Here is a 23,873-nt window from a genome sequence, read left to right as displayed (position 1 = left end):
TCACCAGGAGGACGGAGGTGAGGTGCGGGTGACCACGGCAGGAAGCTGCCCGCTTTCGATCACGTCCCGTGGGAGCGACAGCTTGAAGTGCTCACCGATGACCCTCAGTATCCGGCGCGTCTCTTCGGCAGGTGACAGTTCGTCGTCCGGGCCCAGCAGGTCGTCCATGTCGTCCTCCGGTGGAATGGCTCCGGCCGCCTCCAGCGCCGGGCGCAGCAGGTCGGGTTGGGCTCCTGCGGGGTGGTACCCGAAGCCCAACTCGAAGTGCAGCTGCACCTCGCCGTCGGCGAGGTATCTGAAGAAGGAGGGCGGATTGTCCGGCTGGGGGTCGAAGATCAGTACCTCGGCGCCCCGGGACGTTGCCGGGTCCAGGGCCCAGCCTTCGCTGCCCACGCATTCCACGATGAACGACCAGTCGCCGCTTCGGCCGATGCGGCCGGCACAGTAGATCTGCGTGAGGTCGACCATGCGGTGCGCATCCTGGACGGTGAGGGCGGGCCCGAATTCGACAGGTTCATGGTCGGCCATGCGTTCGGCCAGCTGTTGAGGGCTGAGGCCGCGGGCGCAGGTGATGTACAGGTCGATGGCGCTCGGGCTCGTGCCGCGCCAGGCGTCGGCTATCCATGCGAGACCGTCGGGCATCGCGGTTCTTTCCTTCCGTGCACGACGTGCGGTCGGTGGGGCACGCGAGAACCAATACTGTGCCCCACCGACCGACCACCGGGGGTCTCAGCAGTCCCTGAACTCCGGCGACTGGTTCAGCACCTGTGAGCGCACCGACGTGAAGCGGGCGTACGTCTCACCCGTCACCGACTCGGGGCGGAACGCCGCCACCCGGTGGCAGTTCTGGAACGCCAGGGCCACGCCGAAGTGGCGTTCCAGGCTGCCGCGGATGGCGTCGCTGGCGAGGGCGCGCAGGAGCTGGCCGCGCTCCTTCTCCGACGGGGGAGGGGTCTGGTCGTCGGTGAACTCCACCGTGCCGTCGCGCAGTTCGGTGGCCAGGGAGGCGATCAGGTCGTAGGCGTAGGGGAGGGACGTGCGGACCGTGTCCACGAAGTCCTCCTCGCGGATGTTGCCCTGCTCGGCTTCGGCGAGGAGCTTCGGGGAGACGTCGAGGGACATGTGAGGGGGGTTCCTGTCCTGTTGTCGTGAACTGAAGGGAGTGGGAGGGGGGGCAGGCGAGGGAGGCCGGGTCAGGCGAGGGAGGCCGGGCCCGGTACGAAGTCCGGGTCCACCTGGGCCGTCAGATCGAGGCCGGTCGCCTCGTTCGCCCACGAGCGGGCGTTGCGGAGATGGAACTCGACCGCGTGGCGGTGGAGGGCCGGCCAGTCGCGGGGATGGGAGTCGACGGCCTCGCGCAGGATCGTCAGGGCGTGCCGGTTGTGGGGCTCCAGCGACTCCAAGTCACCCTCGCAGCGGCCCTGTTCGGCCGCGCGTACCCAGGGCGAGTGGACCAGGTGGGTCAACAGGTCGTCGCCCACGTGTTCCTTGAGGAAGAGCAGGTCGTCCTCGCCGGTCACCTTGTTGCCGATCACGGCGATCCGGATCCCGAACTCCCGTGCGTGGTCCCGGTACTGGCGGTAGACCGAGACGCCCTTGCGGGTGGGTTCGGCCACCAGGAAGGTCATGTCGAAGCGGGTGAACAGGCCCGAGGCGAACGCGTCCGCGCCGGCCGTCATGTCGACGACCACGTACTCGCCGGGGCCGTCGACCAGGTGGTTGAGGTAGAGCTCCACTCCGCCGAGCTTGGAGTGGTAGCAGGCCACGCCGAGGTCGCTCTCGTCGAACTCGCCCGTCACCATCAGAGGGACGTCACCCACCCGCCGGACGTGTCTGGCGTGCAGTTCGTCGTCGCCCAGCAGTCGAAGCAGCCGTGAGCCGCGGCCCGGCGGGGTCGTCTTGATCATCGCCTCGCGGGAGGCGATGCGCGGGTTGGTGCCGCGCAGGTAGTCCTTGATGTCGGCGACGTGCGCGCCCAGCGGAGGGGCGCCCAGGTCGTCGCCGTCATGGCCCAACGCCTCGGCCAGGTGCTGGTTGATGTCGCCGTCCACGGCCAGCACCGGTGCGCCGGAACGGGCCAGATGGCGCGAGAAGAGCGCCGACAGGGTGGTCTTGCCGCTGCCGCCCTTGCCGACGAACGCGATGCGCACTACCGCACCGTCTTTTTGAAAATGGATGTCATGTTGGTAAGTTCTAGGGCGCGAACTCGATCACTGTCAAATCGCCCCTGAATCACCCCTCGATCGCCCCCGCGATCAAGCTGGAAGGCTTAATGCATATGATGTGCAAGTGCGTGACTACAGCATCAGGGTGGCCGGCCCGGACGCCCTCGAAGGTGCGCGAGCCGTGATGCTCGACACCGTCTACCGCGACTTCGGAACCGGGTACGTGCCCCGCTGGCACGGCGACATCATCGACCCGGCCGCCGCCTACCTCCTCCCGGCCCGCCACACCCTCCTCGTCGCCCTCGACCCGGACGACCGAGGCGTCGTGGCGACCGCCGCCCTCGATTCCCGCGGCCCCGCCCACCCGCCGAACCCGCGCGAGCTGGCCGAGCGCTACCCCTCGGGCGAGACCGCGCAACTGCGCCGGATCTACGTCCGCCCCGAGCACCGCAGGCGCGGCCTCGCCCGCCGCCTGGTCGACGAGTTGCTCGCCTTCGCGGCCGCGGACGGCGGCTACCGCTCCCTCTATCTGCACACCGACCCGGCGGTCCCGGGTGCCGAACCCTTCTGGCGCTCGATCGGCAAGGTCGTGCACGACGAGCGCGAGACCACGGGCGGCGCGAGCAGCGTCGTCCACTTCGAGATACCGATGGGGCGATAGGACAACCATGCGACGCCGTCACCTACTTGGCTCCCTGCTGCTCGCCCCCGTCCTCACCGCCTGCTTCGCCTCCGGAGGCCCCGAAGGCGGCGACTCCGGAGGCGACGCCGACGGCTCCCGCCTCCGCGTCGCCCTCGCCTTCCCACCCGCCGAGAACCTCTCTCCGTACGGTGCCGACGCCACCCTCCTCAGCCGCCTCGGCGTCACCGAGGGACTGACCGCCCTCGACGCCAACGGCGCAGCGGCCCCCGCGCTCGCCGAGTCCTGGCGCCGCGAGGACGACCGCACCTGGCTGTTCACCCTGCGCGAGGCCACCTTCCAGGACGGTTCCGCGCTCACCCCGGCCACGGTCGCCGCCGCTCTCACCCACGCCACCGAGGCCAAGCCCGCCCCGGCCGCGCTGTCCGGCGTCGTGCTGACGGCCAAGGCGGCCGGGGACGCCGTACGCATCACCACGAAGACCGCCGATCCCGTCCTGCCGCTCAGGCTGTCCAGCCCGAGCCTCGCCGTGTTCGCCGCCAAGGCCTACGGCAAGGAGGGCCGCGTCGATCCGGTCGGCACCGCCTCCGGCCCCTTCGAGCTGACCAAGGTCAACGGCTCCACCTCCGCCACCCTCGACCGCTTCGACGACTACTGGGGCGGCCGCGCCCAGGCCTCCGGCGTCGACGCCCGCTTCATCGCCGACGGCACCGCCCGCGCCAACGCCGTACGCACCGGCCAGGTCGACATCGCCGAGTCGATCCCGGTCGCCCAGGCCGCCTCCCTCGACAGGGCCACCCTCAAGGAGACCGCCACCACTCGCACCACCAGCCTTCAACTCAACACGAAGGCGGGCCCGTTCAAGAATCCGAAACTGCGCGCCGCCGCCCGCGAGGCCGTCGACAGCTCCACCGTCGTCAAGGGCGTCTTCGAGGGGTACGCCGACCCCGGCGCCGGCATCTACGGACCGGCCGTGACCTGGGCCGAGGCCAAGCGGGTACCGCCCACCGGACGTGCGAGCGCGGCCGAGCCGAACGGCACCGCCGTCACCCTCGCCACCTATGACAACCGGCCCGAACTCCCGGAGGCGGCGCAGGTCCTCCAACAGCAGCTCCAGAAGGCCGGGTTCAAGGTCACCCTGGAGGTGCGCGAGTACTCGCGGATCGAGAGCGACGCGCTCGACGGGAAGTTCGACGCGTTCATCGGCGCCCGCAACAGCCTCGTCGACACCGGTGACCCCGTCGGCGTCCTCGCGAGCGACTACACCTGCGACGGCGGGTACAACCTCGCCCGGCTGTGCGACAGCAAGGTCGACCGGGCGGTCGCCGAGGCCGACGCCGTGGCCGACACCGGCGAGCGGCAGGACGCGGCCATGCGCGCCGAAGCGGCGATCCTCGGCACCGACGCCGTGGTCCCGCTGGCCCACCAGGGCATCATCGTCGGCGTCGCCACCGATGTGCGGGGCGTGCTCCTCGACCCGTACGAGCGGACCCTGGTCGGCCCCGGAACGCGACGCTGATCCATGGGGCACCGCGTGGCCACCCTGCTGTGGCGTGTCCTGCTCGCGGCGGGCCTGGTGTGCGGGATCGGGCTGCTGCCGTGGCTGTCCCGCACCGACCCGGCGCTCACCGTCCTCAAGGCGCGTTCCGCGGAGCGCGACCCGACACCGCGGGTCCTGGCCGACATCCGGGCCCAACTCGGCCTGGACAAAGGCCCCTTGCACCTGCTCGGCCAATGGCTCGGCGGACTGCCCCGCGGGGACGCCGGGCGGTCCTGGCTGAACGGCACACAGGTCACCCCGACCGTCGCCCAGGCACTCGGGGTGACCCTGCTGCTGGTGACGGTGGCGATCGTGATCGCCGCCGTCACCGCCGCCCTCGTGTGCGCCCGCACGCTCCGGCTCGGCGCGCACCGACGCCTCGACGGGCGCCGGGCCGGGGGCGGCGCCTCGGCCATGGTCGCCGCGCTGCCCGAGTTCCTCACCGCCTCGGTCCTGGCCACCGTCGTCGGCGTACAACTCGGCTGGCTGCCCGCCCTCGGCTGGTACGGCCCCCAATGGACGGTCCTGCCCGCCCTCGCCCTCGGCCTGCCCGCCGGGGCCGTGCTCGGCCGCCTCCTCGACGACCTGCTGCCCGGCGCCTTCGCCGAACCCTGGGCGCTGGCCGCGGACGCCCGCGGACTGCCGGGCCGTACGGTCGCCGCCAAGGCGGTCCGCCGCTGCGTCCCCCCCCCCTGCTGCCCAACCTGGGCCTGTTCGTCGTGGGCCTCACGGCCGGCTCCGTCGCCGTGGAGCAGATCTACGACATCCCGGGCCTCGGCCGCACCACCCTCCAGGCCGCCCTCGCACAGGACCTGCCCCTACTCCAGGCCGGCACCCTCGCCCTGCTGCTCCTCGCGGTCACCGCCACCGGCCTCGCGGCACTCGGCGTCCGCCTCCTGGCCGGCCCGGCCCTGCGCGACGGTGCCCTGGACTCCCTGCACCGCCCGCGCCGGCCCACCCGCAGCACCCTGCCCCTCGTGTACGGCGGCCTCCTGACAGCCGTTATCGCGCTCGGTCTGGTCCGCGACCCGCTCGCCCTGGACACCGGGGCCCGGCTCCAACCCCCCTCCTGGGCCCACCCGTTCGGCACCGACGCACTCGGCCGAGACCTGCTCGCCCGGGTCGGACACGGGGCCCTCGACACCCTGCTGACCGCCCTGGCCATCAGCGTCACCGCACTGGTCGTCGGCGTCCTGCTCGGACTGCTGCCCCGGCTGTCCGGGCCGCTCGTCGACACCGTCAACGCCGTACCGCCGGTGCTCGCCGCGCTGCTCGTGACCGCGGTCGCCGGGAGCGGCGCCGCCACGCCCGCGATCGCCGTGGCCACCGTCTCCTGGGCGGCGCTCGCCGCGCACACCTCCGCACTGCTCCGGCAGGAACACGCCACCCCGCATCTGACGGCCACCCGAGCACTCGGGGCGAACCGCTGGTACCTCCTGCGGCACGAACTACTGCCCGCGATCCTCCCGCCCGTCACCCGGCACGCCCTGCTGCGCCTGCCCGGCGTCGCGCTGGCTCTCGCCTCACTCGGCTTCCTCGGCCTCGGCACCCAGCCGCCGTCCCCGGAGTGGGGCCTGCTCCTGGCCGAGAACCAGCCCTACGCGGAACGCGCCCCCTGGGCCGTCCTCGCGCCCGCCGCCGCACTCGCCCTGCTGGGCGCGCTCGCGGTGAGCGCGGCGGGCGGGGTGCGGTGGCCGCGACGGCACGCAAGTCGTCGTACGGCCAAGGAGGGGGCTGAACCGGCCCTGTCTTCGCGCGAGTTGGTGAAGGCCGGATGACGACGTCCACGCCGGTGCATCCGCCGAGGATCACCCCCCGGCTCTCTCCGCTGCTGCGGCTGCTGATCCTCACCCAACTCGCCTTCAACATCGGCTTCTTCGCCGTGCTGCCCTTCCTGTCCGAACACCTGGGACAGACCGTCGGGATGGCGGGCTGGCTGGTCGGATTCGTGCTGGGGCTCCGGACGTTCAGCCAGCAGGGGCTGTTCGTGGTGGGCGGGGCGCTCGCCGACCGGTACGGGATCCGGCCGGTCGTCCTCGCCGGATGCGCGCTGCGGATCGCCGGGTTCGCCTGGCTCGGGTATGCCGAACGGACGGAGGCGGTCATCGGGGCCGTTCTGCTCATCGGGTTCGCCGCCGCGCTGTTCTCGCCGGCGGTGGAGTCCGAGGTCGCCCGGCAGGCCGTCGTCCATGAGGAAGCGGGAGGTCAACGCACCCGCGTGCTGGCCCTTTTCACCGTCGCCGGGCAGGCCGGTGCCTTCGTCGGGCCGTTGCTGGGCGCGCTGTTGCTGTCGGTGGACTTCCGCACGGTGTGTCTGGCGGGCGCGGGAGTCTTCGTGCTCGTCCTCGCCGGGCACGCGTGGATGTTGCCGCAGCACATCCCGGGGCGGCGGCGGGTACGGCTGGGGGGCGGCGTGGGGGTGCTGCTGCGCAACCGGCGCTTCCTCGCGCTGTGCTGCGCGTACGGCGCCTACCTGCTCGCCTACAACCAGCTCTACCTCGCCCTTCCCGACGAGGTGGAGCGCGCGACGGGTTCGCAGTCGGCGCTGGCCTGGCTGTTCGCGCTGTCCGCACTGCTGGTGGTGACCGCCCAGCTCCCTGTGACCCGCTGGGTCGGCTCCCGGCTGTCGCTGCGCCGCTCGATGGTGGCCGGACTGCTGCTGATCGGGGCCGGGTTCGCGGTCGTCGCGATGTGCCGGCCCGCCAACTGGACCGGTACGGCGGGCTTGTTGCCCTCGGCCGGATACGTCGTCCTGCTCACCCTCGGACAGATGCTCGTCGCACCCGTGGCCCGGGCCTGGGTCCCCGACCTCGCGGAGGACGGCCGACTCGGCCTCTACACCGGGGCGCTCTCCTCGGTCTCGGGGCTGATCGTCCTGGCCGGCAGCTCCGTCACCGGCTCCCTCCTGGACGCCGGACTGCCGGCCGCGGTGCCGTGGCTGGTGCTGGCCGGGGTACCGGTGGCGGCGGTCGGGTTGTTGCCGCGGCGGTAGAACGAACGGGTCGGGCGGGCGAAGGCAGTCCGGTTCCGGCCTGCAGTGCGGCTCTGTGAGCGCCGGTACGGGCACGGACCGAGGACCGGCGCCTTGGAGGGGCGGGCGGTCGTCCTTCGAGGCTCTGCTGTGCGTCTCCACTGCTGACCACGTATGCCCTAGGGCAGGGACTCGTTGGAGGGCACAGCCGCTGGGCGGGTCAGGGTGGCGTGGGAGTGCTGAGGTGTCGGACCAGGGCCGCGTGGGTGGGCTGCGGTGCCGGGCCTGGATTGCGCGGTGCCGGGCCAGGATTGCGTCGAAGGGCTCGGTGCCGGCAACGAACTCGCCAGGTGGTTCAGGCGGCCGGGCCGGGAACCCGCAGGACAACTCTGTGGTCGGGCGGGGAACGTGCCGGGCCGCTCAGTGGCCGGGCCTGGATCGCACTGGTCGGTCCCGGCCGGCCAGACCACGAAACCGCCGGACGCCACCGGCCTCTGCGCCACGATCCGCCGAACGGCTCAGGCCCTGGCGGATCGGATCTGCCGTAGCGCTCGGCGGCGCGGCGATAGGGTCCACCCCATGGAGACTCAGGACATCCGGGTGGAGATCGCCCGGGAGGCGGACCAGGAACTTGTCGACGCCTTCGCGCGGATGCTGCCGCAACTGTCCTCCGCGGCCGAGGCCCTCGACCTCGCCGCGCTCGGCCGCATCCTGGCCTGTGACGCCAACACCATGCTGATCGCCAGGTCGGCGGCCGGGACGGTCGTGGGCACCCTCACCCTTGTGATGTTCCCCGCGCCCGCGGGACTGCGGGCCCGTATCGAGGACGTGATCGTCGACCACGCGGCCCGCGGCCAGGGCATCGCGGGACTGCTGATCAGGGAGGCCATCCGGATCGCCCGGGAGGCCGGGGCCCGTACCGTCGACCTGACCTCCCGCCCGGACCGGGCGGCGGCCAACCGGCTGTACGAGCGGCAGGGCTTCCGGCAGCGGGAGTCGATGGTGTACCGGGTGCCGCTCACAAGCTGACCTTCGAGCCGGCAGGGCCTCAGGAGGCCACCGCCTCCGGCTCCCGCTCCGCCGCCACGAACTCCAGCTCCAGCAGCTCGCCCACCGCCGCCTGGTCCGCCCGGTGCGTGTGCCACAGCCACAGGATGTCCCGGCCGAACGACCAGACCAGCGTTCCCAGAGCGACGGCCACCACCCCGAAGGTCGCGGTGTACGGGAGGTATCCGGACGCCGCCACCAGCAGCAGGATCCCCTGCAGCGCGGCCACCGTCTTGCGGGCCATGCTCGGCGGCAGCGGGGCGTTGAGCCAGTTCCATACGCGGGCCGCGGCGACGAAGCCGTAGCGCATGGCGCCGATCAGCAGCACCCACGGTCCCTGCGACATCGACACGTACACGCTGAGCACCAGGATCAGGAACGCGTCGACCTCCATGTCGAACCGCGCGCCCAGCGGCGTCGAGGTGCCCGTCGCGCGGGCCACCTTGCCGTCGACGCCGTCGAGGATCAGGGCCACCGCCGTCAGGCCGACGAAGAGGGTGACCGGCGGGGAGTCCTGGAAGGAGTCCGCGACCAGGGCGGTCACTCCGCCGACCAGGGTCGCCCGGCCCAGAGTCACCCGGTTCGCCGGACCGAAGGACCGCGGCCGGGTGCGGTGCAGCGCCCTGGAGAGCACGGCCCAGGTGGCGACGGCGAAGGCGAGGCCGGTCAGCCAGCCCGCCGGCCCCATGCCTATCGCCGTGCCGAGCAGGGCCAGCAACAGGATCTGCAGACCCGCTCCCACAGCGGTCTCCTGCTGGACCAGCCTTGCTTCGTAAGTGTTGTTCAGGGCCACCGCACATTCCTCCGGCCAGATGACAGAGTCGATCAAGGCCGCGTACTGTGCGCGGCCTGTGCACATCTCGGTACGTGACGAGGTACGTGCACGGATTGCCGATCGTTCAGGGAGGTTCTCGATGAAGGCCGCCGCACGCGCGTTCTGGCTCCGCTCCCCGGGGGAGGGCGAGATACGGGAGACCACCCTCGCGGCCCCCGGTGCCGACGAGGTGCTGGTCCGCTCGCTGTACTCGGGAGTCAGCCGGGGCACGGAGACACTCGTGTTCCGCGGCGGAGTGCCCGAGAGCCAGCACGCGGCCATGCGGGCACCGTTCCAGGAGGGTGACTTCCCCGCCCCCGTGAAGTACGGCTACCTCAGCGTGGGCCTGGTGGAGGAGGGGCCCGCCGCGCTCAAGGGCAGGACCGTCTTCTGCCTGTACCCGCATCAGACGCGGTACGTGGTTCCCGCGAGCGCCGTGACGGTCGTACCGGACGACGTGCCCGCCCGACGGGCCGTCCTCGCCGGCACGGTCGAGACCGCCGTGAACGCCCTCTGGGACGCCGCCCCCCTCGTCGGGGACCGGATCGCCGTGGTCGGCGGTGGCATGGTCGGCAGCTCGGTCGCCGCGCTGCTCGCCCGCTTTCCGGGCGTCCGCGTCCAGTTGGTGGACGCCGACCCCGCCCGCGCCGCGACCGCCGAGGCGCTCGGCGTCGGCTTCGCGTCCCCCGAGGACGCCCTCGGCGACTGCGACCTCGTCGTCCACGCCAGCGCCACCGAACAGGGCCTCGCCCGCTCGCTGGAGCTCCTCAGCGCCGAGGGCACGGTCGTCGAGCTGAGCTGGTACGGCGACCGCCGTGTCAGCCTGCCGCTCGGCGAGGCCTTCCACTCCCGGCGTCTCGTCATCCGCAGCAGCCAGGTGGGCACCGTCTCCCCGGCCCGCGGCAACCGCAGTTACGGCGACCGGCTCGCCCTCGCGCTGAAGCTGCTCGCCGATCCGGCGCTCGACGCCCTCATCACGGGGGAAAGCGCGTTCGAAGAACTGCCGGAGGTGATGCCGAAGCTCGCCCGTGGGGAAATTCCGGCCCTCTGTCATCTCGTGAGCTACGGCAAGAGCGCCTGACCTGAGAAAAGAGTGAGACACGGCTGAACACGGGGAAGCGGAGAGCCGTACTACACGGCATCCCCCGGCAGGGATCAGCCGGAGGACCAGACGCGCCGCACCTGGAGGGTCGTCCGTTGTTCAGCATCACCGTCCGCGATCACATCATGATCGCCCACAGCTTCCGCGGCGAGGTCTTCGGCCCCGCGCAGCGTCTGCACGGAGCGACGTTCCTGGTGGACGCCACTTTCCGGCGCGAGCAGCTGGACGACGACAACATCGTCGTCGACATCGGACTCGCCACACAGGAACTGGGAGCCGTAGTCAGCGAGCTGAACTACAGAAACCTCGACAACGAGCCGGACTTCGCCGGAGTCAACACCTCCACGGAGTTCCTGGCGAAGGTCATCGCCGACCGGCTCGCCGAGCGCATCGAGAAGGGCGCTCTCGGCGAGGGCGCCAGGGGCCTGGCCGGCCTGACCGTCACCCTGCACGAGTCGCATGTCGCCTGGGCGAGTTACGAGCGTGCCCTGTGACCGACATGACCACCGGGCGGGCGGGCACGCTGGACTACGTGCCCGTGCAGCACGCCGCCCTCAAGAAGGCCGAGATCATCCCGATGTCCCTGCGGTCCGTGCACTTCGTGATGCCGGGCGGTGTCGACGACCCGACCGCGCCGAGCGGCGGCAACGCCTACGACCGCCGGGTCTGCCTGGACCTGCCCGGCTTCGGCTGGCAGGTCGAGCGGCACGCGGTGGCCGGCAGCTGGCCCCGGCCGGGAGCGGCCGCCCGTACCGAACTGGCCCGCACCCTGCGGGACCTGCCCGACGGCACCGTCGTCCTCCTCGACGGCCTGGTGGCCTGCGGCGTCCCGGAGATCGTCGTCCCCGAGGCGGAGCGGCTGCAGCTCGCCGTCCTCGTCCACCTGCCGCTCGGCGACGAGACCGGCCTCGAACCCGGGCTCGCCCTCGCCCTGGACGCCAAGGAGCGCGAGGTGCTGCGGGCCGTGCCCGCCGTCATCGCCACCAGCGACTGGGCCGTACGGCGGCTCGTCTCGCACCACGGCCTCGCCCCCGAGCGGGTCCACGTCGCCACCCCGGGCGCCGACATCGCCCCCCTCGCCTCCGGCACCGACGGCCTCTCCAGGCTGCTGTGCGTGGCGGCGGTGACGCCCCGCAAGGGACAGCACCGGCTGATCGAGGCCCTGGCCGGCGCGCAGGACCTGCCGTGGAGCTGCGTCTGCGTCGGCGGGATCACCCAGGACCCCGAGTACGTCGCACACCTGCGGATGCTCATCAAGAAGTACGGCCTCCAGGACCGGCTGCACCTGGCGGGACCGCAGGCCGGCGCCGAACTCGACGCCAGCTACGCCGCCGCTGACCTGATGGTCCTCACCTCCTACGCCGAGACCTACGGCATGGCGGTCACCGAGGCCCTCGCGCGCGGCATCCCGGTGCTGGCGACCGACGTCGGCGGACTGCCGGAGGCCCTCGGACGCGCCCCCGACGGCGGGGTGCCCGGCATCCTCGTCCCGCCGGAGGACCCCGCCGCCCTCGCCGCCGAACTGCGCGGCTGGTTCGGCGAGGCGGACGTACGACGCAGGCTCAAGGCGGCTGCCCGGGGCCGGCGGGCCGCCCTGGACGGCTGGGCGACCACGGCCCGCAGCCTGGCCGGAGTACTCGGCCGACTCCCGAGCGAGCCCAGGAGGGCGGCATGAGGAAGACGGCGATCCAGCAGAGCGGGACGATCCCGGCCCAGCCGGGACCTCGGGAGGTGGCGTCCGTGCAGCCCGGTGTGTCCTCCGACGCGGACTCGGTCATCCCCGGTGCCGGGCCCAGCACCCGCCCCGGCGAGCGTCCGACCGTGCGCCTCAGGGACGCCGGGCCCGACGACGGTCCCCGCTACGCCCCCGAGTGGCTGGAGCTGCGGGAGGGGCCCGACGCGGCCGCGCGGGCCGGCGACCTGCTCGACCCGCTGCGCATCCGGCTGGCCAACCTGCCCGGCAAGGCCGGCCTGGTCATCCACGACCTGGGCTGCGGCACCGGCTCGATGGGCCGCTGGCTGGCGCCCCTCCTGGACGGCCCCCAGCACTGGATCCTGCACGACCGGGACCCCTACCTCCTGCACTTCGCGGCCGTCGCCTCCCCGCGCTCCGCCGCCGACGGCAGCCGGGTCACCGTCGAGACCCGCCGCGGTGACGTCGGCCTGCTCACCCCGGACGCCCTCGCCGGCGCCTCCCTGGTGACGGCCTCCGCGCTCCTGGACGTCCTCACCCGCGAGGAGATCGGCACCCTCGCCGCCGCCTGCACGGGCGCCGGCATCCCGGCCCTGCTCACGCTCTCCGTCGCCGGACGGGTCGAACTCAGCCCGTCCGACCCGCTGGACGAGGAGATCGCCGACGCGTTCAACGCCCACCAGCGGCGCGGCGGACTGCTCGGCCCGGACGCCGTCACCGTCGCCTGCGAGGCGTTCTCCGAACGGGGCGCGACGGTACGGCTGCACCCCAGCGCCTGGCGTCTGGGCCCCGACGAGTCCGCGCTCACCGCGCAGTGGCTGCGCGGCTGGGTCGGCGCGGCCGTCGAGGAGCGCCCCGAACTGAAGGAGCGCGCCGAGCGCTACCTCCGGGACCGCCTGGAGGCCTGCAACGCCGGCGAGTTGAAGGTCGTCGTCCACCACAGCGACCTGCTGGCACTGTCCCGTCCTACGGGCGGAGCGTCATGAGCGTGGAGACGGTGCGGCCGGGCGCCGGGCGGCCGAGCCTGCCCGTGCGGCGGTCCCCGGCAGCGGTCGAGCCGTCGTCCCTGTCCGCCCGGGCCCGCACGCTGCGGGCAGAGATCGTCCAGACCCGGGACGAGGTGCTCACGGCGCGGGCCGACGCCCTCGTGGCCCGGGCCCGGATCCTCGAAGCGGCCGGAGAGTCCGTGACGGACCTGACCGCCGCCGCCGTCTCCCCGGACCGCATCGGTGTGATCGTGACCGAGGTGCGGCCCCGGCCCGCCCAGGCCCCCCGGTGGCGTACCGCACTGCGCGCGGTCCTCAACTCCCGTGCTTTGCGCACCCACTTCGGCACCGTCGCCGGCGTCACCATCCTCGCCCTCCTGCTGTGGCGCCTCGGCACCGGCGTGTTCCTGGACGGGCTGCGCCGGATCGACGGACCCGCCGTGCTGGCGGCGCTCGCGATCGGCGTGCTGACCACCGTGTTCAGCGCCTGGCGCTGGCAGTTGGTGGCCCGCGGGCTGCGCATCCGACTGCCGCTCGGCGAGGCCGTGGCCGACTACTACCGGGCCCTGTTCCTGAACGCGGCCCTGCCCGGCGGTGTCCTCGGCGACGTGCACCGCGCGGTGCGGCACGGGCAGAGCGCCGGCGACATGGGCCGCGGGGTGCGGGCGGTCGTCCTCGAACGGGTCGCCGGCCAGATCGCGTTGGCCGTCGTCGGCGGTGCCGTGCTGCTCACCATGGAGTCCCCGGTGCTGGCCGAGGCCCGCCACCTCGCCCCCGTCGTCGGCCTCGCCGCTCTTGGCGCGCTCGCCGTCGTCGTGGCCCTGCGGATGAACCGGGCCCCCTCCACCCGCAGGGGCCGGGCCCTGCGCAAGACTCTCGGCGAGGCACGCGAGGCACTGCTGTCCCGCCGCAACTGGCCCGGTGTCGCGCTCTCCTCGGCCGTCGTCCTCGCCGGCCACCTCGGGATGTTCGTGCTCGCCGCCCGCATCGCGGGCTCCGGTGCCTCCGTCGCCGTACTGCTGCCGCTGGCCGTGCTCGCCCTGCTCGCCATGGGACTGCCCCTGAACATCGGCGGGTTCGGCCCCCGGGAAGGCGTCACCGCCTGGGCTTTCGCCGCCATGGGCCTCGGAGCGGGCGCCGGCCTCGCGACCGCGATCGTGTACGGCGTCCTCAGCTTCGTGGCGAGCCTGCCGGGCGCGGCCGTCCTGGTCGTCCGCTGGTACCAGGGACTGCGACGCCCGGCCAAGCCCTACTCGGCGTCGGCCGCGGTCAGCATCGAGAAATACGTCCCGAAGGAGGCCGCAAGGCTCTCCAGCAAGGCTTTCCCTTTTTCCGCCGAGCCCAGCGAAGGGCGCCCGATGACACCGGAATCGGTGTAACCGGACATGCCGAGGGTGAGGAGATGACGACGGTCGTCCGCGACGAAATCGGAGGTCTCGTAACCGGGGCGGAGACATTCCGGGTGCGCGTGCAGAAGAATGGAGGTCTCGATTTCTCCCGCATGCATGTCGGTGAGCAACGAGGTGACCACACCCGCCTCTTCACGGGCCGTCTCCCAGTCCTCCGCGGCCGGGAACAGCGCCATCCGCTCCCCGCGGGCGGAGGCCTCCTGGACGACATTGCCCAGCACGTAGTTCCCCCCGTGCCCGTTGACCACGACCAGGGCCTCTACGCCCGAGCGGCGCAGCGAGGCCGCGATGTCCCGAACCACCGAGTGAAGGGTGACGGCGGAGATGCTGACGGTCCCCGGCCAGGCCGCGTGCTCGTGCGAGCAGGAGATCGTCACCGGGGGGAGCAGGTGCACCGGGTACGCCGCGGCGATCTCCCGCGCGACGGCACAGGCGACGAGGGTGTCGGTCGCCAGCGGAAGGTACGCACCGTGTTGCTCGAAGCTCCCGACCGGAAGAACGGCGATCTGTGTTGAGACGCCCGCCCCTCGCGTCCGTACGTCTTCCGTAGTGTCCGTCGGCACCAGACCGTGCGCCGCCGACCCTATTCCCGAACCGCTCATCTTTTCACGGCCTTTCGTCTCTGCTTAGGAAACAGATCATGACAGATAAAGTTGGCGTCCTCGGCAAGAAGGCACCACAGCGCACCGGCGTGGAACGCGTGGTGAATGCCCCGCTGCCCACCGTGTACGGGAAATTCCAGGCGGTCGGTTACCTCGATCACGACCGCGGTGACGAACAAGTCGCCCTGGTCCACGGAGACATCGGATCGGAAGACGTCCTCGTGCGGCTGCATTCCGAGTGCCTGACCGGTGACGCGTTCGGCTCCCAGCACTGCGAGTGCGGCGACCAGTTGGATGCCGCGCTGCGCGCCGTGGTCAAGGCGGGCAGCGGCATCGTCGTCTATCTGCGGGGCCACGAGGGCCGGGGCATCGGACTGCTCGCCAAGTTGCGCGCGATGGCGCTGCAGGCGGAGGGCCTGGACACCGTCGAGGCGAACCTCGCGCTCGGCCTGCCGGTGGACTCCCGCGACTACGGCGTCGCCGCCGGGATCTTCCACGACCTGGGCGTGAACTCGGTCCGCCTGATGTCCAACAACCCGCGCAAGCGCGAGGCGCTGCAACGGCACGGCATCAAGGTCTCCGAGACGGTGCCGCTGCTCATCACGCCGTGCGAGAGCAACATCACCTATCTGCGCACCAAGCGGGAGCGGATGGACCACCACCTGCCCCATCTGGACGCGGTGGCCCACCTGTCCTGACCGTCGGGAGGGGTTCCGGGAGGCTGGATCCGGAGAGGAAGAGGGAATGACCGACGACGTCCTCTTCCTCTCCGGAGAGCGGGTCACGCACCTGACCGACGGGGTGCGGGACCTGACATCCGTACGTGTGTGGTGCCCGACCGGGGAACGCCGGTGAGCGCGCGTACGGCCGAGGTCGTCGTCATCGGTGGCGGTGTCATGGGCACGAGCATCGCCCGCCATCTGGCGCGCGCGGGCGTGACGGACGTGGTGCTCGTCGAGCGGGACGAGCTCGCCTCCGGCTCCACCGCGAAGGCGGCGGGCGGGGTGCGGGCGCAGTTCTCCGACGAGCTCAACATCCGGCTGGGGGCGCGCAGTCTGGAGGCGTTCGGGCGGTTCGCCACCGAGACCGGGCAGGACATCGGGCTGCACCGGGTCGGCTATCTCTTCCTGCTGTCGACGCCGCAGGAGGTGGCCTCCTTCGAGGAGAGCGTGCGGCTGCAGAACTCCCTCGGCGTCCCGAGCCGCATGATCGACCCGGCCGAGGCGCGCGGGCTCTCCCCGCTCATCACCACCGACGGACTGCTCGCCGCCGCCTTCTCGCCCGCCGACGGCCACTGCACCCCCGAGTCCGTCGTCCAGGGATACGCGGCCGACGCCCGCCGGCACGGCGTGACCATCCTGCGGCACACCGAGGTCACCGGCATCGACCTGCGCGGCGACGACATCACGGCCGTCGTGACGAGCAGGGGCCGGATCGCCACCGGGACGGTTGTCTGCGCGGCCGGCGCCTGGTCGCGGGCCGTCGGCGCGATGGCCGGCGTGGACCTGCCGGTCGAGCCGCTGCGCCGCCAGATCGCCGTCACCGAACCGGTCCCGGGGCTGCCGCCCGACCTCCCCATGACCATCGACTTCACCACCAGCCTCTACTTCCACGGCGAGGGCCCCGGTCTCCTCCTCGGCATGTCCGACCCCGACGAGACACCCGGCTTCGACACCACCACCCACGACCGCTGGATCCCCCGCCTGGCCGACGCCATGACGCATCGCGCCCCCGCCCTCCTCGACCTGCGCCGCACCGGCGGCTGGGCCGGCCTGTACGAGCTCACCCCGGACCACAACGCCCTCATCGGCGAGGCCACTTCGGTCTCCCGCTTCCTGTACGCGACCGGCTTCTCCGGCCACGGCTTCCTCCAGGGACCGGCCGTCGGCGAGGTCGTCCGTGACCTGTACCTCGGCCGCGTACCCTTCGTGGACATCAGCCCGCTCAGCGCCGGCCGGTTCGCGGCCGACGCCCCGCGCCCGGAGGCCAACCGCGTATGACCGAGCTCCATCTGTGGCTGCGCCACGAGGTCCGCTCCACCGAGCGACGCACCCCCGTGGTGCCGTCCGACGCCCGGCGCCTCGTCGACAGCGGGGTGACGCTGACCGTCGAGGAGTCCCCGCAGCGGATCTTCCCGATCGAGCAGTACGAGGCGGCCGGCTGCGGTGTCGCCCCAGCGGGTTCGTGGGCCACCCGGGCGCCGCGGGACGCCGTGATTCTCGGTCTGAAGGAACTCCCCGACGAGCCGGCCGCCCTGCCGCACCGGCACGTCTTCTTCGGGCACGCCTACAAGGGGCAGCCGGGCGCCCCGGAACTGCTGCGCCGGTTCGCCGCCGGGGGAGGGGCCCTGCTCGACCTGGAGTACCTGGTCGACGACCACGGCCGCAGGCTCGCCGCCTTCGGGTACTGGGCCGGCTACCTGGGCGCGGCCCTGGCCGTGCTCCAGCACCGGGGCAGGCTGTCCGTGCCCCTCACGCCCACCGCGCGGGAGGAACTGGAAGAGGTGCTGCGGCCCGTCGCCGGGGACGAGGAGTTCACGGCGCTGGTGATCGGCGCGCTGGGCCGCAGCGGGCAGGGCGCCCGCGTCGCGCTCCGGGCCGCCGGGGTCGAGCCGACCTGCTGGGACCTCGCAGAGACCCGTGACCTGGACCGCGCGGCCCTGCTCGCCCACGACGTGCTGGTCAACTGCGTCCTCGCCACCACCCCCGTCCCGCCCTTCGTCCGCGAGGCGGAACTGGACGACCCGGGCCGCCGACTGCGCACCCTCTCCGACGTCACCTGCGACGTCGGCTCGCCCCTGAACGTCCTGCCGGTCTACGACCGCGTCACCGAGTGGGCCGAGCCGGTCCGCCGGCTGCACAAGGAGCCCCCGCTCGACCTGATCGCCATCGACAACCTGCCGTCCCTGCTCCCGGAGGAGTCGAGCGTCGGCTTCTCGGAGTCCCTGCTGCCTCTCCTGCCGGCGTTCGGGACCGGCGGCCCCTGGGGGCGCTGTCTGGAACGGTTCCACCAGGCATGCCGTGAACTCGGCATCGAGGAAGGGGAGTTCCGTCGTGGCTGACCTGGTTCCCGCGACCGGCACCGTTCACTGGATCGGTGCCGGGCTCTCCACCGGCAGCGGTCTGGCCGCCCTGTGCGACACGGCCGACCGCGTGCTGCTGTGGCACCGCACCGAGGAGCGGGCGGAAGGGGCCCTCGAGGAACGGGGACTCAACGGACGGGCCGTGCCGCGCGCCTACACGCTGTCCGCGCTCGCGGCCGAACTGACGCCCGGGGACGTCGTCGTGTCGATGCTGCCCGCCCCCGAGCACGCCGGAATCCTCGTCGCCTGTGTCCGGGAGAACGCCCACTTCGCCTGCTCCAGCTACGTGTCCGACGCAGTCATCGAACAGGTCCCGCAGGCGCACGAGGCCGGGATCGTCGTCCTCACCGAGGCAGGCCTCGACCCGGGCATCGACCACCTCTTCGCGCACAGCCTCGTCGCCCGGGCCCGCGAGGCCATCGGCGACACGACACCGGCGTCGTACGGTCTCACCTCCTACTGCGGTGGTGTGCCCGCCGTCCCGAACGACTTCAGGTACCGCTTCAGCTGGGCCCCCGCCGGAGTCCTGAACGCCCTGCGCTCGCCCGCCCGTTACCTCGACCACGGCACCCCGGTCACCGCAGAACGGCCCTGGGAGGCGACCCGGCGCCATGCCGTGGACGGCGAGACCTTCGAGGTCTACCCCAACCGCGACAGCGTCCCCTTCGTCGAGCAGTACGGCCTGCCCGCCGCCTGGACCCCGCGGACCTTCGTGCGCGGCACCTTGCGTCTGGACGGCTGGCTGCGGGCCTGGGAGCCGGTCTTCGAGGAGCTGAAGGCCGGTGACGACACCCGGATCGCCGCCCTCGCCCAGGAGTTGGCGGCCACGTACCCGACCACGGACGCCGACCGCGACCGGGTCGTCCTCGCCGTCTCCCTGGACGTGCGCGCGGAGGACGGCCGTACCTGGTCCGGCGGCTATCTGCTCGACCTGGTGGGTGACGACGAGGACAGCGCCATGGCCCGTTGCGTCTCCCGGACCCTCGCCCTGGGCGTCGGCCACATCCTGGACGGCTCCCTGCCCGCAGGCCTGAACCGGGCCGCCGAGACCGCGGCCCGCTCCGAGAAGTGGCTGGGCGAACTCGCCCGCAGCGGCGTGCACTTCACCCTGCGGATCGATCAGTAGACGCCTAGGACACGACCGCCTCGTGGACCAGCCGCTTGAGATCGGGGAAGAGCTTCAGCGATTTCGGTCGCACCTGAGTGAAGAACTGCACGGTCAGATCGCGGCCCGGGTCGACCCAGAAGGTCGTGGACGCCGCCCCGCTCCAGCCGAAGGAACCGAGGCCGCAGGGGGCCACGGTGCGGGCGGGGTCGATCACCACGGAGACGCCGAGGCCGAAGCCGACGCCGTCGTTGCCGGGCTCGTCGTGGGCCGGTTTGGTGCCGAACGCGCGCAGGTCGGCGCCGCCCGGGAGGTGGTTGGAGGTCATCAGGTCCACCGTGTCGGCGGACAGCAGGCGGGTTCCGTCCAGTTCGCCGCGGCGCCGCAGCAGTTCCGCGAAGCGGTGGACGTCGTACGCCGACGCCACCATGCCGCCGCTGCCGGACAGCAGACGGGGGCGGCCCCGCAGCGGCAGTCCGGGGACCGGCTCGATGGTGCCGTCGTCCTTCTCGCCGTACAACTCCGAGAGCCTGGGCGCCTGTTCGTCCGTCACCCAGAAGCCGGCGTCGGGCATCCCGAGGGGGCCGAAGACCCGCTCGGCGAGGAAGGCGTCCAGGGTCTGGCCGGACGCGATCTCGATGACCCGGCCCAGGACGTTGGAGGCGACCGAGTAGTTCCACTGGGTGCCCGGCTCGAACTGGAGCGGCAGGCTCGCGTACACGGCGACCGTCTCGGCGAGGTCCGAGCCCGGCAGCACGGACGACTCCAGTCCGGCCTCGCGGTACAGGGCGTCGACCGGGTGGGAGTGGTAGAAGGCGAAGGTCAGACCCGCGGTGTGGGTCATCAGATGCCGCACCAGGATCGGGCCGTCCGCCGGACGGGTCGTGAGGCTGTCGCCGGAGCCGTCGACGTAGACCCGGGGCCGCGCGAACGCCGGCAGGTACTCGGCGACCGGGTCGTCCAGCGACAGCCGGCCCTCCTCCACCAGGATCAGGGCGGCCACCGCGGTGACCGGCTTCGTCATCGAGTAGATCCGCCACAGGGTGTCGGCCTCGACGGGCAGGTCGGCCGCGAGGTCGCGCCGGCCGTGCGTGGCGAGGTGGGCGACGCGTCCGCCGCGGGCGACGGACACCAGGAAGCCGGGGATCCGGCCCTCGTCGACGTAGTGGGCGAAGTGCTGGTCGAGGCGGTCCAGCGCCTTCGCGTCCAGCCCCACCTCACCGGGATCCACCTCTTGCCGAAGCTGTGCCATCGCTCTCCTCCGTCGCGTCCTTCGAGGTGCGGACCGACATACCCCGCCCGGACCACCTCAGACATCATCGTCGCTCAGAAAACCGCGACGAGCGGCGGGTCGGCCGGGATCCGGCGGTCGCGGGAATGCCGGGCACGGGCGGGCCGGTTCATCGTGTCATGACCGATGACGCGACGCAGGACGCACTGCTCCGGCTGCTCGCCGAGAGCCACGGCGGGGTGCTGATCACCCTCAAACGCGACGGAAGGCCCCAGCTGTCGAACGTCACCCACGCCTACTACCCCGACGAGCGGATCATCCGGGTCTCCCTCACCGACGACCGCGCCAAGACCGGCAATCTGCGCCGGGATCCCCGTGCCTCGTACCACGTGACGACGCCGGACCGGTGGGCGTACACGGTCGCCGAGGGCACGGCCGACCTCACCCCCGTGGCGGCGGACCCGTACGACGACACGGTCGAGGAACTCGTCCGCCTGTACCGGGACGTCCAGGGCGAGCATCCCGACTGGGACGACTACCGGGCGGCGATGGTCCGGGACCGGCGGCTGGTGCTGCGGTTGCGGGTGGAGCGGGCGTACGGCATTCCCACAGGAACGCTGGGCGGCTGACCGGCGGGCCGGACGTCCGGCCCGACCGACCGAGGGCGAGGGCGCGCCGGCCGGATACGGGGTGGCGCCCCGGGGACGCATGAGCCATCCCGGTCCGCCGGTCCTACGACCCCGGGCGCAGGCCGGATGGCCGATGCGCCGGGGGTCGGCGGCTGCCTAGGCTGACCGGGACACCGAGGGAAGAGGTCAGCATGCCCGTCGACGGCCGCAGCCACGTCCGTATCGCCCGTCCCTCCCGAGACCTGGCCGCCGCCGAGCGGTTCTGGGTCGAGGGGCTCGGGCTGGGGGTCGTGTGGCGTGCCGAGGGTGGCCCCGAACCCGGTGAACACGACCTCCTGATGCTCGGCTGGCCGGACGCCGACTGGCATCTGGAGCTCGTCCACGAGCAGGGCCACCCCGTCGAACCCCGCCCCACCGAGGAGGACCTGCTGGTGATCTACGTCGACGGTCCGGTGCCGGAGGACCTCGTCGCCCGCCTGGAGAGCCACGGCGGCAAGCAGGTGCGGTCGCCCAACCCGTACTGGAACGAGTGGGGGGTCACGGTGGAGGACCCGGACGGGTACCGGCTGGTGTTGTGCACACGGGGCTGGTCGAACAGGTAGGCCCGGTCAGGCCGTCACCGTCTCCGGGCGGGGCGCCTCCCGCGGTGCGCGGGTGCCGAGCGCCTCCGTGGGGACCTTGTGGGTCTCGCGGGCCGTCAGGACGGCGATCACCGGCGGGACGCACAGGGCCGCGGTGAACACGGCTACCGAGAACCAGTCGGTGCCGTCGGGGCCCGCGATCCGCGCCGCGAAGGTGACCGCGAAACCGGCCACCGCGAAACCGATCTGCGTGCCGATCGCCATGCCCGACAGCCGGACCCGGGTGGAGAACATCTCGCCGTAGAAGGACGGCCAGACACCGTTCGCGGCGCTGTAGACGACACCGAAGGCCACGATGCCGAGCAGCAGCGTCAGCGGGTAGTTGCCCGTGGAGATCGCCCACAGGTAGAGGAACATCGTCACCGCGCTCCCCGCCGCGCCGATCAGGAAGACCGGCCGCCGCCCGATGCGGTCCGACAGCGTGGCCCACAGAGGGATCGCCGCGAGCGCGACGAGGTTGGCCAGCGCGCCCACCCACAGCATCGAGGAACGGCTCATCCCGACCGCGTCGCTCGTCGCGTACGCCAGCGCCCACACCGTGAAGATCGTGGAGACCGAGGCGATCAGCGCGCCCCCGATCACCCGCAGCACATCCGCCCAGTGCTCCCGCAGCAGCACCACGAGCGGCAGCTTCGGGACGCCCTCGGAGGCGGCCTGCTGCTCGAACGCGGGTGTCTCGTCCAGCTTGCGGCGGATGACGAAGCCGACCACGGCGACCGCCACGCTCAGCCAGAACGGCACCCGCCAGCCCCAGGACAGCAACTGGTCCTCGGGCAGCGCGGCGACGGGCAGGAAGACCAGGGTGGCGAGCAGCTGCCCGCCCTGGGTACCGCTGAGCGTGAAGCTCGTGAAGAAGCCCCGCCGGTGCGCCGGCGCGTGTTCCAGGCTCATGGAGTTGGCGCTGGCCTGCTCACCGGCCGCCGAGATGCCCTGGAGGACCCGGCACAGCACCAGCAGGACCGGGGCGAGGGTGCCGACCTGGTGGCGGGTGGGCAGACAGCCGATGAGGAACGTCGACAGGCCCATCAGGATCAGCGTGAAGACCATGATCTTCTTACGCCCGACCTTGTCGCCGAAGTGCCCGAGGAAGAGCGCACCGACCGGCCGGGCCGCGTAGGCGACACCGAACGTGGCCAGCGACAGCAGGGTCGCGGTGGCCGGGTCGGACTCGTCGAAGAACACCTTGGGGAAGATCAGGGCTGCGGCGCTGCCGTAGATGAAGAAGTCGTAGTACTCCAGGGCGCTGCCGATCCAGGCGGCGGTGGCGGCCTTTTTCGGTTGCCCGACGGCTTCGGCGGGGACGGACACGGCGGTGCTCCATTCGGGGGGACTCCGGGGGAGCTACCCAGTTAATTAACCCACTGGGTAGTTAGTAGCGGTTGCCCACGGATGTTGCGCTCACGGGTCCCGGGTGTCAAGGGGTCCGGCCGCACCGCCTCAGCGGCCGGACCGTTCCGCCGTCAGGTAGGCGATCACCATGTCGCCGAGCATGGCCCGGTAGTGCTCGCGCTGCTCCGGCGCGACCAGATCGCGACCGAACAGGGCGCCGAAGGTGTGCCGGTTGGCGACCCGGAAGAAGCAGAAGGAACTGATCATCGCGTGCAGGTCGACCGCGTCCACGTCGGCCGTGAACAGGCCGGACTCCTGCCCCGAGGCCAGGATGCGGCGGATCACGTCGAGCGCGGGCGAGCCGATCTTTCCCAGCTTCTCGGAGGCGGCGATGTGCTCGGCCCCGTGGATGTTCTCGATACTGACCAGGCGGATGAAGTCCGGGTGCTGCTCGTGGTGGTCGAAGGTCACCTCGGCCAGGCGCCGGATCGCCGCGACCGGGTCCAGGTGCTCGACGTCCAGCTCCTGCTCGGCCTCGCGGATCACGCCGTACGCCCGCTCCAGGACGGCGGTGAACAACTGCTCCTTGCCGCCGAAGTAGTAGTAGATCATCCGCTTGGTGGTGCGGGTGCGGGCGGCGATCTCGTCCACGCGGGCGCCGTCGTAGCCGGCCCGCGCGAACTCCTGGGTCGCCACGTCGAGGATCTCGGCCTGGGTGCGGGCGGCGTCGCGGATCCGCCCGTTCGGTCGTGCCGGTTCGTCGACGCTGGTCATCGGGTTCCTTCGGGAGAGCGGCCGGTGCCGCAGATTCTAGAAGGCGCCGCCCGGCTCTTCCCCGGCGGCGGCCCGGCTGATATAGCTAACGTACTGGTTCGTACATTCGTGCT

Annotated in this window: 22 protein-coding genes and 2 pseudogenes; 16 read left to right on the top strand and 8 right to left on the bottom strand. The window is 72.2% G+C overall.

The window, feature by feature from the left end; all coding sequences use genetic code 11:
• The 3 genes from ACZ39I_RS11425 to ACZ39I_RS11415 all read right to left on the bottom strand — a co-directional run bounded on the left by ACZ39I_RS11425 (position 1) and on the right by ACZ39I_RS11415 (position 2,150).
• Positions 1-642 carry a DUF6461 domain-containing protein gene (locus tag ACZ39I_RS11425; RefSeq protein ID WP_467244281.1) on the bottom strand — a complete coding sequence of 214 codons (642 nt, stop codon included), beginning with the start codon at positions 640-642 and terminating at the stop codon, positions 1-3.
• 87 nt (positions 643-729) lie between these two features.
• Positions 730-1,122, bottom strand: coding sequence for an SCO5389 family protein (locus tag ACZ39I_RS11420; protein ID WP_467244280.1), 393 nt, complete (start codon positions 1,120-1,122; stop codon positions 730-732).
• A 71-nt stretch (positions 1,123-1,193) separates the two neighbouring features.
• Positions 1,194-2,150: an ATP-binding protein gene (locus ACZ39I_RS11415; RefSeq protein ID WP_467244279.1), complete on the bottom strand. Its 957-nt coding sequence runs from the start codon at positions 2,148-2,150 to the stop codon at positions 1,194-1,196.
• A gap of 139 nt (positions 2,151-2,289) precedes the next feature.
• Here ACZ39I_RS11415 and ACZ39I_RS11410 point away from each other — a divergent pair, with 139 nt between their 5' ends.
• The 5 genes and pseudogenes from ACZ39I_RS11410 to ACZ39I_RS11390 all read left to right on the top strand — a co-directional run bounded on the left by ACZ39I_RS11410 (position 2,290) and on the right by ACZ39I_RS11390 (position 8,345).
• Positions 2,290-2,826: a GNAT family N-acetyltransferase gene (locus tag ACZ39I_RS11410; protein WP_467244278.1), complete on the top strand. Its 537-nt coding sequence runs from the start codon at positions 2,290-2,292 to the stop codon at positions 2,824-2,826.
• A 7-nt stretch (positions 2,827-2,833) separates the two neighbouring features.
• Complete coding sequence (locus ACZ39I_RS11405) at positions 2,834-4,324, top strand: ABC transporter substrate-binding protein (RefSeq protein WP_467244277.1); 1,491 nt, start codon at positions 2,834-2,836, stop codon at positions 4,322-4,324.
• Positions 4,325-4,327: 3 nt separating this feature from the next.
• Positions 4,328-6,123 (top strand): annotated as a pseudogene (locus ACZ39I_RS11400) (ABC transporter permease subunit).
• Complete coding sequence (locus tag ACZ39I_RS11395; protein WP_467244276.1) at positions 6,120-7,337, top strand: MDR family MFS transporter; 1,218 nt, start codon at positions 6,120-6,122, stop codon at positions 7,335-7,337. The pseudogene ACZ39I_RS11400 and the gene ACZ39I_RS11395 overlap by 4 nt, the downstream one beginning before the upstream one ends.
• Before the next feature lie 558 nt (positions 7,338-7,895).
• Positions 7,896-8,345 carry a GNAT family N-acetyltransferase gene (locus ACZ39I_RS11390; RefSeq protein WP_467244275.1) on the top strand — a complete coding sequence of 150 codons (450 nt, stop codon included), beginning with the start codon at positions 7,896-7,898 and terminating at the stop codon, positions 8,343-8,345.
• A 19-nt stretch (positions 8,346-8,364) separates the two neighbouring features.
• On the opposite strand, the gene ACZ39I_RS11385 is transcribed toward ACZ39I_RS11390, so the two are convergent.
• Positions 8,365-9,156, bottom strand: coding sequence for a CDP-alcohol phosphatidyltransferase family protein (locus ACZ39I_RS11385; protein ID WP_467244379.1), 792 nt, complete (start codon positions 9,154-9,156; stop codon positions 8,365-8,367).
• A gap of 121 nt (positions 9,157-9,277) precedes the next feature.
• On the opposite strand from ACZ39I_RS11385, the gene ACZ39I_RS11380 reads away from it, so the two are divergent.
• The 5 genes and pseudogenes from ACZ39I_RS11380 to ACZ39I_RS11360 form a co-directional block, all read left to right on the top strand.
• The gene (locus ACZ39I_RS11380; protein WP_467244274.1) at positions 9,278-10,258 is read left to right on the top strand and encodes a zinc-dependent alcohol dehydrogenase; all 981 of its coding nucleotides are present in this window, start codon (positions 9,278-9,280) and stop codon (positions 10,256-10,258) included.
• Between the two features lie 116 nt (positions 10,259-10,374).
• On the top strand, positions 10,375-10,773 hold the full coding sequence (locus tag ACZ39I_RS11375; RefSeq protein WP_210575166.1) for a 6-pyruvoyl trahydropterin synthase family protein: 399 nt from the start codon (positions 10,375-10,377) through the stop codon (positions 10,771-10,773).
• 5 nt (positions 10,774-10,778) lie between these two features.
• Positions 10,779-11,954, top strand: a complete 1,176-nt coding sequence (locus ACZ39I_RS11370; protein ID WP_467244378.1) for a glycosyltransferase family 4 protein — start codon at positions 10,779-10,781, stop codon at positions 11,952-11,954.
• Complete coding sequence (locus ACZ39I_RS11365) at positions 11,951-12,958, top strand: class I SAM-dependent methyltransferase (RefSeq protein ID WP_467244273.1); 1,008 nt, start codon at positions 11,951-11,953, stop codon at positions 12,956-12,958. Before ACZ39I_RS11370 ends, ACZ39I_RS11365 begins: the two co-directional genes overlap by 4 nt.
• Positions 12,955-14,142, top strand: a pseudogene (locus ACZ39I_RS11360) (lysylphosphatidylglycerol synthase transmembrane domain-containing protein); the annotation flags it as partial. The gene ACZ39I_RS11365 and the pseudogene ACZ39I_RS11360, both read left to right, overlap by 4 nt.
• Before the next feature lie 65 nt (positions 14,143-14,207).
• On the opposite strand, the gene ACZ39I_RS11355 reads toward ACZ39I_RS11360, so the two are convergent.
• Positions 14,208-14,969 (bottom strand): creatininase family protein, encoded by a 762-nt coding sequence (locus tag ACZ39I_RS11355; protein ID WP_467244272.1) that lies wholly within the window; start codon positions 14,967-14,969, stop codon positions 14,208-14,210.
• 38 nt (positions 14,970-15,007) lie between these two features.
• Between ACZ39I_RS11355 and ribA the strand changes: the two genes are divergently transcribed.
• The 4 genes from ribA (at position 15,008) to ACZ39I_RS11335 (ending at position 19,177) form a co-directional block, all read left to right on the top strand.
• Entirely contained in the window at positions 15,008-15,667 is a 660-nt protein-coding gene (ribA, locus tag ACZ39I_RS11350) for a GTP cyclohydrolase II (protein ID WP_352381117.1), read from the top strand.
• Between the two features lie 153 nt (positions 15,668-15,820).
• The gene (locus ACZ39I_RS11345) at positions 15,821-16,969 is read left to right on the top strand and encodes an NAD(P)/FAD-dependent oxidoreductase (protein ID WP_467244271.1); all 1,149 of its coding nucleotides are present in this window, start codon (positions 15,821-15,823) and stop codon (positions 16,967-16,969) included.
• The gene (locus ACZ39I_RS11340) at positions 16,966-18,030 is read left to right on the top strand and encodes a saccharopine dehydrogenase (RefSeq protein WP_467244270.1); all 1,065 of its coding nucleotides are present in this window, start codon (positions 16,966-16,968) and stop codon (positions 18,028-18,030) included. Before ACZ39I_RS11345 ends, ACZ39I_RS11340 begins: the two co-directional genes overlap by 4 nt.
• A complete protein-coding gene (locus tag ACZ39I_RS11335; RefSeq protein ID WP_467244269.1) occupies positions 18,023-19,177 on the top strand; it encodes a saccharopine dehydrogenase family protein in 1,155 nt (384 codons plus the stop codon). Before ACZ39I_RS11340 ends, ACZ39I_RS11335 begins: the two co-directional genes overlap by 8 nt.
• Positions 19,178-19,181: 4 nt before the next feature.
• Here ACZ39I_RS11335 and ACZ39I_RS11330 read toward each other — a convergent pair whose 3' ends face one another.
• Complete coding sequence (locus tag ACZ39I_RS11330) at positions 19,182-20,408, bottom strand: serine hydrolase domain-containing protein (RefSeq protein WP_467244268.1); 1,227 nt, start codon at positions 20,406-20,408, stop codon at positions 19,182-19,184.
• A gap of 158 nt (positions 20,409-20,566) precedes the next feature.
• Between ACZ39I_RS11330 and ACZ39I_RS11325 the strand changes: the two genes are divergently transcribed.
• Positions 20,567-21,016, top strand: coding sequence for a PPOX class F420-dependent oxidoreductase (locus tag ACZ39I_RS11325; protein ID WP_467244267.1), 450 nt, complete (start codon positions 20,567-20,569; stop codon positions 21,014-21,016).
• 191 nt (positions 21,017-21,207) lie between these two features.
• Positions 21,208-21,618: a VOC family protein gene (locus ACZ39I_RS11320; protein WP_467244266.1), complete on the top strand. Its 411-nt coding sequence runs from the start codon at positions 21,208-21,210 to the stop codon at positions 21,616-21,618.
• Between the two features lie 6 nt (positions 21,619-21,624).
• Here ACZ39I_RS11320 and ACZ39I_RS11315 read toward each other — a convergent pair whose 3' ends face one another.
• Both ACZ39I_RS11315 and ACZ39I_RS11310 read right to left on the bottom strand, forming a co-directional pair.
• Positions 21,625-22,965: an MFS transporter gene (locus tag ACZ39I_RS11315; protein WP_467244265.1), complete on the bottom strand. Its 1,341-nt coding sequence runs from the start codon at positions 22,963-22,965 to the stop codon at positions 21,625-21,627.
• 129 nt (positions 22,966-23,094) lie between these two features.
• Positions 23,095-23,760, bottom strand: coding sequence for a TetR/AcrR family transcriptional regulator (locus tag ACZ39I_RS11310; protein ID WP_352381104.1), 666 nt, complete (start codon positions 23,758-23,760; stop codon positions 23,095-23,097).
• Positions 23,761-23,873 lie beyond the last annotated feature (113 nt).

This window comes from Streptomyces sp. NPDC024687 (assembly GCF_055559055.1).
This window is presented reverse-complemented; position numbering and strand designations above follow the sequence as displayed.